General features: G+C 51.9%; 25 protein-coding genes and 1 pseudogene. 25 read left to right on the plus strand and 1 reads right to left on the minus strand.

The window, feature by feature from the left end:
• The coding region (locus QCH34_RS00665; protein WP_300328395.1) for a galactose-1-phosphate uridylyltransferase at positions 1-707 on the plus strand (707 nt) is incomplete at its 5' end.
• Positions 708-818: 111 nt separating this feature from the next.
• Here QCH34_RS00665 and QCH34_RS00670 read toward each other — a convergent pair.
• On the minus strand, positions 819-1,661 hold the full coding sequence (locus tag QCH34_RS00670) for a F420-dependent methylenetetrahydromethanopterin dehydrogenase (RefSeq protein ID WP_300328400.1): 843 nt from the start codon (positions 1,659-1,661) through the stop codon (positions 819-821).
• 146 nt (positions 1,662-1,807) lie between these two features.
• Between QCH34_RS00670 and QCH34_RS00675 the strand changes: the two genes are divergently transcribed.
• The 24 genes and pseudogenes from QCH34_RS00675 to QCH34_RS00790 form a co-directional block, all read left to right on the plus strand.
• Positions 1,808-2,212, plus strand: a complete 405-nt coding sequence (locus QCH34_RS00675; protein WP_300328403.1) for a Tfx family DNA-binding protein — start codon at positions 1,808-1,810, stop codon at positions 2,210-2,212.
• Between the two features lie 530 nt (positions 2,213-2,742).
• Complete coding sequence (locus QCH34_RS00680) at positions 2,743-3,756, plus strand: 50S ribosomal protein L3 (protein ID WP_300328406.1); 1,014 nt, start codon at positions 2,743-2,745, stop codon at positions 3,754-3,756.
• Between the two features lie 7 nt (positions 3,757-3,763).
• Positions 3,764-4,513 (plus strand): 50S ribosomal protein L4, encoded by a 750-nt coding sequence (rpl4p, locus tag QCH34_RS00685; protein WP_300328409.1) that lies wholly within the window; start codon positions 3,764-3,766, stop codon positions 4,511-4,513.
• 1 nt (position 4,514) lies between these two features.
• Complete coding sequence (locus QCH34_RS00690) at positions 4,515-4,763, plus strand: 50S ribosomal protein L23 (RefSeq protein WP_300328412.1); 249 nt, start codon at positions 4,515-4,517, stop codon at positions 4,761-4,763.
• 10 nt (positions 4,764-4,773) lie between these two features.
• The gene (locus QCH34_RS00695) at positions 4,774-5,487 is read left to right on the plus strand and encodes a 50S ribosomal protein L2 (RefSeq protein ID WP_300328415.1); all 714 of its coding nucleotides are present in this window, start codon (positions 4,774-4,776) and stop codon (positions 5,485-5,487) included.
• 6 nt (positions 5,488-5,493) lie between these two features.
• Entirely contained in the window at positions 5,494-5,907 is a 414-nt protein-coding gene (locus QCH34_RS00700) for a 30S ribosomal protein S19 (protein WP_300328418.1), read from the plus strand.
• Positions 5,908-5,912: 5 nt separating this feature from the next.
• Entirely contained in the window at positions 5,913-6,380 is a 468-nt protein-coding gene (locus QCH34_RS00705; RefSeq protein WP_300328422.1) for a 50S ribosomal protein L22, read from the plus strand.
• Positions 6,380-7,096 (plus strand): 30S ribosomal protein S3, encoded by a 717-nt coding sequence (locus QCH34_RS00710; protein WP_300328425.1) that lies wholly within the window; start codon positions 6,380-6,382, stop codon positions 7,094-7,096. The genes QCH34_RS00705 and QCH34_RS00710 overlap by 1 nt, the downstream gene beginning before the upstream one ends.
• Positions 7,096-7,299 carry a 50S ribosomal protein L29 gene (gene rpmC, locus QCH34_RS00715; protein WP_300328429.1) on the plus strand — a complete coding sequence of 68 codons (204 nt, stop codon included), beginning with the start codon at positions 7,096-7,098 and terminating at the stop codon, positions 7,297-7,299. The genes QCH34_RS00710 and rpmC overlap by 1 nt, the downstream gene beginning before the upstream one ends.
• Complete coding sequence (locus tag QCH34_RS00720) at positions 7,296-7,571, plus strand: ribonuclease P protein subunit (protein ID WP_300328434.1); 276 nt, start codon at positions 7,296-7,298, stop codon at positions 7,569-7,571. The genes rpmC and QCH34_RS00720 overlap by 4 nt, the downstream gene beginning before the upstream one ends.
• 9 nt (positions 7,572-7,580) lie before the next feature.
• Positions 7,581-7,907 (plus strand): 30S ribosomal protein S17, encoded by a 327-nt coding sequence (locus QCH34_RS00725; protein ID WP_300328438.1) that lies wholly within the window; start codon positions 7,581-7,583, stop codon positions 7,905-7,907.
• On the plus strand, positions 7,904-8,302 hold the full coding sequence (locus tag QCH34_RS00730; protein WP_300328442.1) for a 50S ribosomal protein L14: 399 nt from the start codon (positions 7,904-7,906) through the stop codon (positions 8,300-8,302). Before QCH34_RS00725 ends, QCH34_RS00730 begins: the two co-directional genes overlap by 4 nt.
• 8 nt (positions 8,303-8,310) lie before the next feature.
• Positions 8,311-8,676 (plus strand): 50S ribosomal protein L24, encoded by a 366-nt coding sequence (gene rplX, locus QCH34_RS00735; RefSeq protein ID WP_300328445.1) that lies wholly within the window; start codon positions 8,311-8,313, stop codon positions 8,674-8,676.
• Positions 8,676-9,404, plus strand: coding sequence for a 30S ribosomal protein S4e (locus QCH34_RS00740; RefSeq protein WP_366898151.1), 729 nt, complete (start codon positions 8,676-8,678; stop codon positions 9,402-9,404). Before rplX ends, QCH34_RS00740 begins: the two co-directional genes overlap by 1 nt.
• Positions 9,401-9,913 (plus strand): 50S ribosomal protein L5, encoded by a 513-nt coding sequence (locus QCH34_RS00745; protein WP_300328448.1) that lies wholly within the window; start codon positions 9,401-9,403, stop codon positions 9,911-9,913. Before QCH34_RS00740 ends, QCH34_RS00745 begins: the two co-directional genes overlap by 4 nt.
• Positions 9,913-10,077 (plus strand): 30S ribosomal protein S14, encoded by a 165-nt coding sequence (locus tag QCH34_RS00750; protein WP_300328451.1) that lies wholly within the window; start codon positions 9,913-9,915, stop codon positions 10,075-10,077. Before QCH34_RS00745 ends, QCH34_RS00750 begins: the two co-directional genes overlap by 1 nt.
• An 11-nt stretch (positions 10,078-10,088) precedes the next feature.
• Positions 10,089-10,481 carry a 30S ribosomal protein S8 gene (locus QCH34_RS00755; protein WP_300328454.1) on the plus strand — a complete coding sequence of 131 codons (393 nt, stop codon included), beginning with the start codon at positions 10,089-10,091 and terminating at the stop codon, positions 10,479-10,481.
• 12 nt (positions 10,482-10,493) lie between these two features.
• Complete coding sequence (locus QCH34_RS00760; RefSeq protein WP_300328456.1) at positions 10,494-11,018, plus strand: 50S ribosomal protein L6; 525 nt, start codon at positions 10,494-10,496, stop codon at positions 11,016-11,018.
• Positions 11,019-11,023: 5 nt separating this feature from the next.
• Complete coding sequence (locus QCH34_RS00765; protein ID WP_300328459.1) at positions 11,024-11,461, plus strand: 50S ribosomal protein L32e; 438 nt, start codon at positions 11,024-11,026, stop codon at positions 11,459-11,461.
• The gene (locus QCH34_RS00770; protein WP_300328462.1) at positions 11,454-11,906 is read left to right on the plus strand and encodes a 50S ribosomal protein L19e; all 453 of its coding nucleotides are present in this window, start codon (positions 11,454-11,456) and stop codon (positions 11,904-11,906) included. The genes QCH34_RS00765 and QCH34_RS00770 overlap by 8 nt, the downstream gene beginning before the upstream one ends.
• Position 11,907: 1 nt before the next feature.
• On the plus strand, positions 11,908-12,435 hold the full coding sequence (locus tag QCH34_RS00775) for a 50S ribosomal protein L18 (protein ID WP_300328465.1): 528 nt from the start codon (positions 11,908-11,910) through the stop codon (positions 12,433-12,435).
• Between the two features lies 1 nt (position 12,436).
• Entirely contained in the window at positions 12,437-13,057 is a 621-nt protein-coding gene (locus tag QCH34_RS00780) for a 30S ribosomal protein S5 (RefSeq protein ID WP_300328468.1), read from the plus strand.
• The gene (locus QCH34_RS00785; protein ID WP_300328472.1) at positions 13,057-13,518 is read left to right on the plus strand and encodes a 50S ribosomal protein L30; all 462 of its coding nucleotides are present in this window, start codon (positions 13,057-13,059) and stop codon (positions 13,516-13,518) included. The genes QCH34_RS00780 and QCH34_RS00785 overlap by 1 nt, the downstream gene beginning before the upstream one ends.
• Positions 13,519-13,525: 7 nt before the next feature.
• Positions 13,526-13,753: pseudogene (locus tag QCH34_RS00790) on the plus strand (50S ribosomal protein L15); the annotation flags it as partial.

Here is a 13,753-nt window from a genome sequence, read left to right on the forward strand (position 1 = left end):
AATCTGGTGAGAGTGTGACATTTCCAAACCTCTACCCCTTCGCCGATCGCCATACCGTGACAGTGATCACAGAAGCACATATGGTCGAATCATTCTCAGCCCGCCAGCTCTCCGATGCAATCATCGGATCAGCCAAATCACTCATGGATCACCCCGGGTACCCATCAATCCACTGGAACTTCCTACCATCTGCTGGTGCGAGCATACTCCACCCTCATATGCAGGGAATGGCTGACAACCGGCCGGTCAGTCTCTGTGCAGACTATCTTCTGGCATCTGCACAGACTGCATCCGGAAATTACTGGGAATATATCCGTGATGAGGAGGCTGGCGGTTCCCGCCATCTGTTTGGGGAAGAGATCTTCTGGTATGCAAACCCGGTTCCAATAGGGGAGTGTGAGATCAGGGGAATACTGCCGATCAGGACTCTTGAAGATATCTTTACCATGACTGATACTCTTGGGAGGGATATCAGGCGGATCATCGATCTCTACAAGTCTTTTGGTCTGTATGCATTCAATATGGGTATATTCTTCCAGAAAAACGGTCATTTTGCCCATGATGGGATGTGCGCGTTCTGTACCATGATTGCAAGGATCAATCCAAATCCAAAATCCATCAGTGACTCAGCCTTTATGGAGCGGATCTGCCGGGAACCGGTTGTTATGACCCTGCCTGAGGATATCGGTAAAAATATCGGTCTTTAATCCTGGCATTTTTGATATATTGCGTACCAGATGAATGGTGGGATATCAGATTTCTGGTGCAGATGCAACGCTCCGGATAGTGCGTCAGTGAAAAAAAAGAAGTGAGTGGTTTTATTCTGGCTTGCTGATCAGCTTTGTCTTGGTGACGATGACGCCGTCTTTCTTGTGGGGGCTTCTGATGATGCAGTCTGCTCCCTTCTCAAGCTCACGTGCCTCGTCACAGAGGACAGCTGCCTGGCGCATCATTTCGTGTGCTGAACAGACGATCGGAATGTACTTCTCCCATTCCTTGGTCATGAAACAGCCCTTCACATTGACGCCTGCAACAGACTGTGCAATCTCATATGCTGCACGTGCCTTTGCCATTGCGTAGGGGTTGTTGAATGCTCCCTCAACTGCCTTGTCGGAGGTCATGACAACCTTCGGAAGGACGAGGTCTGCACCCTTCTTGCCTGCCTTCACCTGGTCGATGACCTTGTCAAGCTCCACCTGGAGTTTGGTGAATGCACCTGTGAGTGCAAGAACCTTCACGAGGTTGCCGTTGTAGTCAGCCATCTCGACGGGGTCAAGGAATTCACGGCGGGCACCGATCATTGCGTCGGCCTTCATGATGATGTAGCCGAAGCTGCTTGCCTTCAGTGCATCAAACTGCTCTTTCTTGGTGGTGATGTCATCGGTGATGACAACGACGGGGATGCCTGCCTTTGCAAGCTCCTCACGTGCACCGGTTGGTCCGGGAAGAACACCATTTGGTGAGACGACGACACAGAAGTCCGGTCCCCATGCCTTCATGTTGGTGACGACACGGTCGATATCTTCGGGCTGAAGTTTGGTACCGGAGGTTGCCATGAAGGTCTGCATGTCTTCACGGTCTGCACGCTCATCGAGGAGCAGCTCGGCCATGACACCGGAGGCGATATTGCCAAGTTTTGCTATGCCTACTTTTACTACCATAGAATTACACCTCTCAAAAAATTTGAGAACACTTCCTTTTTTGATAAAAAGGCATATAAACATTTTGAAACTGCTTTTAATGAATCACCTGTGAGAAAGTCGGTTAAGGTAAAATGTTTAAACTTGTGGTGCAATATAGTACATTAATGAAAGACGGCCTCCTCACCGAGCGGCAGAAAGAAGTACTCAGGTACAGAAAACAGGGAATGACCCAGCAGCAGATCGCAGATCTGATCAATACTTCAAAAGCAAATGTCTGTACAATAGAGAAGTCGGCAACAGAGAATATCAGGCGTGCACGGGAGACACTTGATTTTGTGAACACGCTTGATGCACAGGAACTCTGCACCATAACAGCAGAAGAAGATCTGCTTGAAGCGATCAATACTATCTATGAAGAGGCAGAGAGGTGTGGCATCAAAGTCCGGTACGACACGGTCACTCTTATTAACCGGGTGAAAGATGCAAATCCCAATAAGATACATGCCCGGTATATTCAGGATACGATACAGGTGTACATCAACGATAAAGGAGACCTCTTCTTTGAATGAGCCTGGTCGGTTCATTCCCCGTTCTTCATTATCTTTATAATCTCTTCCTGTCAATAGTATAGGGAGCCGGATCAGGCTGTCACAGAATGGACCGGGTACTATCACCGGATTCATCTGCGCGAAGAGATCATTCATCCTGCTGTCTTGATGGCAGGTTGATGAATGTTGCGAATAATTCGCAACGAGACGACCATAAGCAGGTCTGATTACACGCGCCGGGCCAACGCATCGTCGAGCCCATTTCCCGATCATCCGGGAAGCGCGGTATGGGTCAGGAACTCTTAGAGAGAAAAAATAACCTGATAATACGAGCAGAACAACTCCGTTCTGAGGAGAAATTGAGATCTCCGGAAGGAATATTCCGTAGATGGCATTTTTCATCCATGCTCAATCGTCAGGTGCCAGATCTCTTCCCATACTGTTCCTACCAACGTATCCCGCTCATCTGTCCCCATTGGGGTGATAGAGCGGTGCAGGATGGACTTTTCAGATAAAGTCCAGATAGATAGACTTGAAGGATTGAAGAATACATGCCGAAAACTCACAGGCCACGCTCAGGTTCACTTGCATTCAGCCCAAGGAAACGAGCAAAGAGTGAAGTTCCAAAGTACAAATCCTGGCCAGAATATTCCGGTTCACCGGTATTACAGGGATTTGCAGGGTATAAGGTTGGCATGACCCATGTCATCATGGTTGACGACCACAAGAGCAGCCCAAGCGAGGGGAAGGATATCATGACCCCTGTTACGGTTGTTGAGGTTCCGTCAATGAAGGTTGCCGCCATCCGCGCGTACCGCAAAGATACCTATGGGAAACACCCCATGACCGAAGTCTGGGCAGACTCACTGAGCGAAACCCTCGCAGGCAGGATCACGATGCCGAAGAACCACGATCGCGAGGGAACACTCAACGCGATCAATGAAGCGGTTTCTGCCGATTCAGTCGTTGAGATTATGCTTCTGATGCACACCACCCCCGAGATCATCTCCGGTGTTCCGAAGAAGGTTCCGGATCTGATGGAGATCCGTGTTGCAGGTGGTTCAATGGCAGAGCGTCTTGCCTATGCACAATCCCTCCTTGGAACTGAAGTTGATTTTGCTTCAGTTCTGAATGAGGGAGCATATGCCGACATTACTGCCATCACGACTGGCAAAGGGACACAGGGAGCTGTGAAACGCTGGGGTATCAGCCTCAGGAAGCGGAAACATTCCCGTGGCAAGAAGGAACGCCATATCGGTACCCTTGGTCCATGGACGCCCCACCATGTCCGCTGGCAGGTGCCAAACGTCGGTCAGATGGGATACCAGCAGAGGACAGAATATAACAAGCGGATCATCAAGATCGGCCAGGAAACAGAAGAGATCAACCCCGAGGGCGGATTCCTTCACTATGGACTTGTCAGGAACAACTATGTCCTGATTAAAGGCTCAATCCCTGGTCCGGTAAAGCGGATCATCAGGTTCCGGCCTGCAATCCGTCTGGGTGAACACCAGGTACGGGTTCCGGTTGTCGAATATGTCAGCCAGAAGAGTAAGCAGGGGTGAATGAGAGATGAAAGCAGCAGTAAAAACACTAGATGGCTCGCCCCTGAAGGAGATTGACCTTCCGGATACTTTCAGCACACCTTACCGTCCCGATATCATCAAGCGGGCAGTTCTGGCACTTCAGAGCACCCGGTACCAGCCACATGGCACCGATCCCTTTGCAGGAATGAGGACCTCTGCGGTAAGCTGGGGCTCAGGCAGGGGTGAATCGCAGATCCCGCGTATCAAAAACGGCTCACGTGCAGCGAAAGTTCCACAGACCCGTGGCGGCAGGGCATGCCACCCACCGGTTACCGCGAAACACCTGGTCGAGAAGATCAATAAGAAAGAGAAGGTAATCGCCATCCGTTCAGCCATAGCAGCAACGGCAAATCCCGACCTTGTCAGGGCACGCGGACACCTCTTTGAGCAGGATGTTATCTCGGTCGTTGATGACTCTTTTGAGAAGATCGAGCGCACAGCCGAAGTCATCGCTGTCCTTGAATCACTTGGCCTGATGGGCGATGTGATCAGATCAAAGCTCAGCAGAAACAGAAAGCCGGGCCGTGGCAACCTTCGTGGAAGGGGAATGAAACAGAGGAAGAGCCTCTTAATCGTCACTTCAGAGACTCCCCTCCGTGCAGCAGCCAACCTTCCCGGTGTTGACTCGGTATCTGTTCATGAACTCAATGCCGAACTCCTCGCTCCGGGTACCCATGCAGGCCGTCTCACCGTCTGGACTGAATCGGCACTGAAGCAGCTATCGGAGGTGAACTGAGATGGTTCTGAATCATCCTTCTGTTACGGAAAAGGCAATGGCGATCCTCGAAAACGAGAACAAACTCGTCTTCATCGTCAGAAAAGAGGCCAACAAGGAGATGATCTCTCGTGACATCGAGAAGACATTTGGAAAGGCCGTCACCGAGGTCCGGACCCTGATGACGAATAAAGGAACCAAGAAGGCCATTGTGAGCTTTGAAGATGACAGAGCCGCAGAAGAAATCCTGAGCCGTCTTGGAATCGTGTAGGTGATTTGAGATGGGACATAGAATCAGCAGTCAGGCGCGTGGTAAGGGAGGCCCTTCGTACCGCGCCCCATCACACAAGTACAAATCAGATCTCAAGCATCCCGGCACCGGCGATAAGACGGTTCGTGGAACGATCATCGATATCGAACACGATCCGGCACGCCATGCACCAATTGCCCGTGTTGCCCTTGAAGATGGTGAGAAGACGTATCTTCTTGTCACCGAAGGCATGGGAGTTGACGATGTCATTGAGATTGGATCCGATGCAGCAGTAAGAAACGGAAACACCCTCCTTCTCCGGGATATCCCGACAGGAGCTGCGGTCTGCAACGTCGAAGCACGTCCAAATGACGGCGGCAAGTTCGTCCGCTCAAGCGGTGTTCAGGCACAGGTCATCGGAAAATCCGAAGATCGGGTTGGCATCCGGATGCCAAGCGGGGCAATCAAATGGTTCAACAGCCACTGCCGTGCTACCATCGGCATTGTTGCAGGTGGCGGCAGAAGTGAGAAGCCCTATGTGAAGGCCGGAAAAGTCTTCCACAAAGTAAAATCACAGGCAACCCGGTGGCCACGTGTCCGTGGTGTTGCAATGAACGTCATCGACCACCCATTTGGTGGCGGTGGGCACCAGCATCCCGGAAGGCCTAAGACTGTATCGCGTGGCACACCGCCAGGGCGGAAGGTCGGGCATGTTGCCGCACGGAGAACCGGATACAAGAGGTGATCGGATATGGCAAAGAAACAAGTTAAGCGAATGCCGAGACGGCGTGAGGAGTTTACCTATCATGGGTATACAATTCCAGCCCTCCAGGAGATGTCGATCAATGATCTCATTCCGATCATGCCATGCCGCGCCCGAAGGAAGATGCAGCGTGGACTGACCCGGGATGAAGAGAACCTCCTTGAGAAGATCCGTTCCGGCGATGAGAAGATCAGAACGCACAGCCGTGCGATGGTCATTCTCCCTGAAATGGTTGGAAAGACGATCGAGATTTACACTGGAAAAGAGTTTCAGCGGGTCGAAATCCCGGTTGAGGGTGTCTTCCATTATCTTGGAGAGTTTGCCCAGACCCGGCGGAAGATCTCACACGGAAGTGCCGGTATCGGTGCAACCCGGTCGAGTAAGTACGTTCCCCTGAAGTGATCTCTATGGCACGAACAGATTATATCATGAAGCTCGAAGGCGAGAATATCGCACGAGCCAAAGCAAACGAGCTGAACTGCTCCCCAAAACACGCCATTGAGATTGCAAACTTCATCAGGCACAAGGATGTTGATTCAGCACTTGAGTACCTGCATCAGGTTGTCGCGAAGAAGAAAGCGATCCCCTTCAGGCGGTTTAAGCATAATGTTGCTCACCAGAAGAGCCTCACAGGCGTTGTATGTCAGGGCCGTTTCCCGGTGAAGGCATCACACGAGTACATCCGCCTCCTTGAATCGGTGAAGAAGAATGCAGAATATGCCGGGCTTTCAACAGAAAACCTCGAGATCGTCCATGCCGCAGCAAACAGGGGCCGATCCATGAAAGCTATCTTCCCCCGTGCAATGGGGCGTGCGACTCCGAAAGCCCGTGAAACCGTCACTATCGAAGTGATTGTGAGGGAGGTTGAGGAATAATGTCAGGAGAAAAGAAGTTCATCTCAGAAGGCGTCCGGAAGGTCCGTGTTGAAGCGTTCTTACGGAAAGAGCTGAAGAGAGCAGGATACGGAGGCATGGATATCTTCAGGACTCCAATCGGAACCCAGGTTGCAATCTTTGCCGAGAAACCCGGTATTGTTATCGGGAAAGGTGGCAAGCTTGTCCGTCAGATCACCTCTGATCTCCAGACAATCTATGGCATTGAGTCTCCACAGGTGGAGGTTCAACAGGTCGAAAACCCCAACCTGAATGCGCAGATTCTCGCAGAAAGGCTCGCAAATGCTCTTGAACGCGGCTGGTACTTCAGGAAGGCCGGAACAAGCGTTATCCGCCGTGTGATGGAATCCGGTGCCCTTGGGTGTGAAGTGATCATCGCAGGAAAACTGACCGGATCACGTTCCCGTGTGCAGAAGTTTGTTGAAGGATACATCAAACACTCCGGCGAGCCTGCAATCAGCATCGTCGAGACCGGATATGCAGTGGCGATCAAAAAACTCGGCACCATCGGTGTCCAGGTGAAACTCATTCCGCCAGGTGCACGTATTCCTGACCAGTTTGAAATTGTTCCGCCCGCAGCTCCACCTGAGAAGCAGGAGATTATTGTTGAGGATGTCGGCGATATTGGTGACGATATCGATCGCGAACTCGAGTCAGTCTCCTCACCAGAAGACGTATATGAGAGGGAGGATCTCTGATGGCAATCTTCCGCGCTCGTGAAGTGGCAGAGTTTTCGGATGTCGAACTGATCGAACAGGAGAGCAAACTCAGAACCGAACTCATTCAGCAGTACGGTAAGGTCAGTGCTGGCGGTGCCCCGGATAACCCGGGCCAGATCCGCGAACTCCGAAGAACCATTGCCCGGATAAAAACCGAGCAGAATAAGAGAAGAAGTGTATGATCACGCCAGAAAACGTTCTTCGTCACGAGTTCATCGGACGGAACGTTCTGGTTGTGCATGCGACAAACCCTGCCCAGGAGGGAATATCGGGTATGATCGTCGATGAGACGAAGAGCATGATTTCAATCCTGACATCCGTCGGATTAAAGCATGTTCCGAAGAAACATACTATATTCCGGGTTACCCTCCCGGACAGGGTGCAGGTGGAACTCTCCGGGTCGACGATTATCGGCCGGCCCGAGAAGCGGATCACCATGCGCATCAGAAAATGAGGGTTGTTAATGGCACGAAACATTGGGTTGAATGTTGCACTCCCAACACAGGAATGCAACGAAGATGATTGCCCGTTTCATGGCACTTTGCCGGTGCGCGGCCAGGTGATTACCGGCAAAGTCGTGAGCGAGAAGATGAAAGGGACTGTTGTGGTCGAGCGCGAATACCTGCACTTCATCAGGAAGTACGATCGGTATGAGAAGCGCTCTTCCAAGCTCCATGCCCATATCGCCCCCTGCCTTCATGTGAAGGTTGGAGACGAGGTGAAGGTAGCGGAGTGCAGGCCTCTGAACAAGACGACGCATTTCGTCGTTGTTGAGGTGAAATCAGCATGAGGGCGCTAGGATCGAAAATCCCGCGCGCACTCCAGACCGGGTCGCGTATGGTCTGTGCTGATAACACCGGTGCGCGTGTTGTCGAGGTTATCTCGGTTGACGGATACCATGGTGTGCGAAGGCGTCAGCCCAAACTCGGGCTTGGCGATATTGCAACCGTCTCTGTCAAGAAAGGGACTCCAGACATGCGCAAAAAACTCGTCAAAGCAGTTGTAGTACGGCAGAAGAAAGAATTTAGAAGGCCAAGCGGCCTCCGTGTCTCATTCGAGGAGAACGCAATGGTTCTCATCAATGAAAATGGCGATCCCCGTGGTACCGAGATTAAAGGCCCGGTTGCACGTGAAGTTGCCGCACGGTTCCCAAAGATCGCGTCTATGGCGACGATCATCATCTGAGGTGCTTTATGGTGCGAATAGCAAGCAGTCAGCCAAGAAAACAGCGGAAGATCCGGTACAATGCACCGATTCACCTCCGTGGTTCGCTTCTCCATGCGATGCTCTCACCAGAGCTTCGTGAAAAGCATGGCCGCCGTCACTTCAGGGTTGTAACCGGAGATACCGTAAAGGTGCTTCGTGGTGAGCATGCCGGAAAAACCGGTGTTGTCGATGGAATCGATTTGAAGCGTTTAGCGATACAGGTTCATGGCGTTACCGTGAAGAAAGCGGATGGCACTGAAGTTGCCCGCCCGCTCGATCCCTCAAAGGTAATGATCACAAAACTTAACCTGAAGGATCCAAAGCGCACGGAACGTCTCGGGGTGAAGGAATAATGGCACATATGAAGCGTATAGTTGCTCCGGGTTCCTGGAGTATCGAAAGAAAAGTCAGTACCTATTCCCCGGCAACCGCTCCCGGACCTCACAATGCAGGTGCGCTCCCGATTGCCGTCTGGATGCGGGATCACATGAGCCTTGCCAGAAACATGAAGGAGGTCAAACAGATCCTTCATGACCGCCAGGTTGTGGTGAATGGCAGGATCTGTACAGATCCGCATATTGGAATCGGAGTCTTTGATATCATCTCGTTCCCGCGCATCGGGAAGCATTACATCATGCTCCTTGACAAGCGTGGACGATTTGCAGCATCCGAGGTTGATGCAGAGGCAGCAAAGATCCGTATCTCAAAGATCAGAAACAAGACAACCCTTCCCGGAGGAAAAGTTCAGTTAAACCTCCTCTTCGGAGCAAATCTTGTTGCTGACAACTCCTACCGGCCGAAGGATTCGATCATTCTGAAACTCGGCATCGATTCCGATTCCCGCTTTGAGATCACCGATCACTTCCCCTATGCAGTCGGAAATGTTGCAATGGTCGTTGGCGGCCAGCATTCCGGCAGGGTAGCCAGGATTCGTGAAGTGATCCCGGTACAGGGAAGTGTCCCAAACCGTGTCAGCCTTGAGGAACTCTCAACTGGTGAGGTATTCGAGACGATCGAGCCGTATATCTTTATGGTCGGGCGCGAGGAGCCATCACTTGGTATTTGGGGGATTACCGTATGACCGGGATGCAGGAGCTCTATGTCGATAAGATCGTTGTCCATATGAGTGTCGGTGAAGGCGGAGACAAACTGATGAAGGCAGAGGCGCTCATGAAGGAGATCTGCGGCGGCGCAACATCCGTCCGGACCATCGCAAAGCGTACCGTCCCTGCCTTTGGCCTTCGGAAAGGACAGTCAATGGGGTGCAAACTCACCCTGAGAGGAGATAAGGCTGAAGCGTTCCTGAAAACCTCGCTTGATATCATTGGAAATAAGATCGATGCGACCCGGTTCGATCAGAATGGAAACTTCGGTTTTGGGATCGAAGAACACACAGATTACCCGGGCCAGTCCTATGATCCGCAGATCGGTATCTATGGTATGGATATCAATGTCGTCATCGAGAAGAAAGGCGTCAGGATTGCGCGGCGGGCTGCACAGAAGATGAAGCTTCCGACAAAACAGCATGTGAAGAAAGATGAAGCCATGTCGTTTATGAAGGAACGTTTCAATGTCGAGGTGGTAGAATAATGGCGGATAAGACAAAGGCTCCTCAGAAGAAAGTCAGCTACGGGAGCAACAAATGCCAGATGTGCGGACGTAAGCAGGGTCTTGTGCGAAGATACAATATCATGTTCTGCCGCCAGTGCTTCCGCGAGTGGGCTCCGACGATGGGCTTTAAGAAGATGAACTAGGTGGCCGGAGAATGACACAACAGAATATTATTGCCGATGCGATGAGCGCCATCAAGAATGCAGGCGATGCAGGCAGGCTTGAGGTAACGGTTGAACCCGCCTCCAGGCTCTTTGGTGCGATGCTCGGTATCATGCAGGAGAACGGATACATCGCCGGCTTTGAATACATTGATGATGGCCGTGGAGGCCGTTTCTCAATCCAGCTGACAGGCCGGATCAATAAGTGCGGCGCAATATCGCCCCGCTTTGCAGTAAAGACGGAAGACATGGAATCGTGGGAGACACGGTACCTGCCTGCCAAAGGCTTTGGCCTCCTGATGCTGACCACCTCACAGGGTGTTCTGTCTCATGAACAGGCGAGAAAAGCCGGAATTGGCGGCCAGCTGATCGGGTATGTTTACTGAGGTGCACTGAAGATGGTACACACAGAAAATATTCAGATCCCCGACTCGGTTCAGGTCTCTGTTGATGGCGATATGATCGTCGTCAAAGGTCCAAAGGGTGAGCTTCAGCGATCCTTCTACTATCCAAACATCTCCGTTTCCATTGAAGACGGAGCCGTTACGATCAGCACGCCATCCAACCGGAAGACGGTATATGCGATGGTCGGGACATTTGCTTCCCACATCCGCAATATGTGCACCGGTGTAACTGAAGGGTATGAGTTCTCAATGAAGGTTGTTTACAGCCACTTCCCGATCCAGCTCAAACTTCACCCGGGAATCCTTGAGATAGGAAATTTCCTTGGTGAAAAAATGGCACGGAACGCAAAGATTCATGAAGGCGTCACCGTGAAGCTGGGTTCAGACGAAGTCTTCGTGACGGGCATTGACAAGGAGAAGGTGGGTAACACCGCAGCCAACATCGAGAAGGCAACAAAGATCAGGAAACGTGATCCGCGTGTCTTCCAGGATGGCATATACAGAGTGGAGAAGGCGTGATCCAGATGGTTGCTATTAAGAGGCTGATTCGCGACCGCCATGCAAAACGGGGAAATTTCAGACGCCAGTGCCTGTCACAGAAAGCCAAGCTTGACGATGTCTGGCGCAGACCCCGCGGTGGTCAGAGCAAACAGCGAAAACAGAAGAAAGCAAAGGGCATAATCCCGGCCCCGGGATTTGCAGGTCCGGTTGCTGTCCGTGGCTTCCACCCATGTGGAATGAAGGAAGCTCTCGTTATGACAGTTGCCACACTTGAGTCTCTTGACGCGGAAACCACTGCAATCCGGATTGGTGGAACCGTCGGGATGAAGAAGCGGATGGAGATTCAGGAGAAAGCACTCGCTGGCGGGTTCAAAGTCTTAAACCCGAAAGTAAATGCAGCAGAGGAGCCTGAGGTCGAGGACGAACAGGTCTCTGATGATGAGGTGACAGACGATGAGTGATCTGGCATCACAGAGGCGGATTGCAGCCGCAATTCTCAAATGTGGTGAGAACCGTGTCTGGTTCAATCCCGATCAGATCGATGAGATTACCAATGCGGTCTCCCGTGAGGATATCAGGAATCTCATTGGTGACGGTGCAATCACGGCTCATCAGAAGAAAGGTGTCAGCCGTGGACGAGCACGCCTTCGTACCATCAAGCGCGCCTATGGCCACTGCAAAGGGCATGGCCGCAGGAGAGGTGCACAGGGTGCCCGGACTCCCTCAAAGAGGGTCTGGATCCAGAAGATCCGTGCCCAGCGCACGACGCTCCGCGAGATGCGTGACAATGGCACAATTGACCGTTCGGTATACCGGAAATTCTACAGGCGTGCAGCAGGTGGACAATTCAGGAATGTATCACACCTGAAACAGAACATTGAGCTGCACAAGGAGAAGGTGAACTGATATGGCGACAAGTGCGCGATATTTCGTCCCGTTCAGGAGACGAAAGGAAGGAAGAACCGATTACTATCAGCGGATGCGTCTTATCATCTCAAGAAGGCCACGGTTCGTTGTCAGGAAGACATCCCGCCAGATCATCGTTCAGCTTGTTGTTGCTGAGATGACCGGAGACCGGACACTTGTATCGGCAACCAGCGGCGAACTCTCGAAGTTCGGATATACCGGATACACCGGCAATACCCCGGCTGCATACCTCACAGGCATGCTCTGTGCGGTCCGTGCCCAGAAAGCAGGGTATGAGGGCGGTATCCTTGATATTGGTTTGAATCGTGCAACAAAAGGTGCACGGGTCTTTGCTGCTCTGAAGGGAGCGGTTGAGGCCGGATTTGACATCCCACACGGTGAAGAGATCCTCCCGGATGAAGACCGTGTCAAGGGTGTTACAATCGCTGAATATGCCCCCGATCGGGCAGGCAATCTTGTTGCAAATGTGGAAGAAGTGGCAGATGCCATTATGAAGGAGCTTGAGTGACATGGCATTTGAACGTGAGGAATGGATCCCTGTCACCGGCCTTGGTACAGCAGTAGCTGCAGGCGAGTTTGCATCTCTTGAAGATGTGCTCAACAGTGGCCGCCCGATCAAGGAGGCAGGTATCGTTGACGCATTCATCCCTGATCTCAGTGATGAAGTGCTCTCCATCGATATGATGCAGAGGATGACTGACTCTGGCAGGCGGATTAAGTTCCGTGCAGTTGTTGTCGTCGGAAACCGTGACGGCTACATCGGCTTTGGCCAGGGTAAGGATGTCCAGGTCGGTACCGCCATCCGTAAGGCGATTGTTTCAGCAAAACTGAACATCATCAAAGTACGGCGTGGCTGTGGAAGCTGGGAATGTGGATGCAGCAATCCGCACTCGATACCCATGCAGGTGGAAGGAAAGGCAGGGAGTGTCCGTGTCACCCTGAAGCCCGCACCACAGGGCATCGGCCTTGTGACCGGTGAAATTGGAAAGAAGGTGCTTGATCTTGCAGGCATGAAGGATGTATGGGTGATGACGAAAGGAAACACCCGGACGACCCTTAACTATGCAAAGGCAACCTTTGAGGCATTGAAAGAGACGAATATGATTCGTATCGGGGGAGGTCGGCACTAATGTACGCAGTCGTGCAGGTGCGCGGCGTCGTCAATACCCGCCACGAGATCAAAGAGACGCTGAAGATGCTTCGTCTCCATCATATCAACCATTGTGTCCTCATCCCTGAGACTCCCGAGTACCTCGGGATGATCCGGAAAGTGAAGGACTTTGTCGCCTACGGAGAGGTTGATGCCGAGACGCTTGAGACAATTCTCAGGACACGCGGCCGCCTCCTTGGCAACAAGCCTCTCACCGATGAGTACCTGAAGAGTGCATCAGAGTATGGAAGTGTCAGCGAACTCGCAGAAGACCTTGCAGAAGGTAAAGTGAAGCTGAAGGATATCCCCGAACTCAAACCGGTGCTTAGAATGCACCCCCCGAGAAAGGGATATAAGACCATCAAGCGGACCTTTAACCAGGGTGGAGCGCTTGGCTATTATGGCAGGGAGATTAACGCTCTCCTGTATAAGATGAGGTGAATTCGCGATGCCAGTCAATAAGCGATCAAAATATCGTGGTTCGAGAACCTGTGGCGGTGGAACGCATAAGAACCGCCGTGGAGCAGGAAACAGGGGTGGCCGTGGTGCAGCAGGATGGCGTGACCATAACTTCACCCGTTTCCACCTTCTTGGCAAGCGTGAAGGAAAACATGGTTTCAACTCACCAACATCAGTCGAGGTTTCTGTCCTTGATATCGGTGAGATCGATCAGATG

Origin of the sequence: Methanocalculus sp. (assembly GCF_029762515.1) — an archaeon.
Taxonomy (GTDB): Archaea; Halobacteriota; Methanomicrobia; order Methanomicrobiales; family Methanocorpusculaceae; genus Methanocalculus.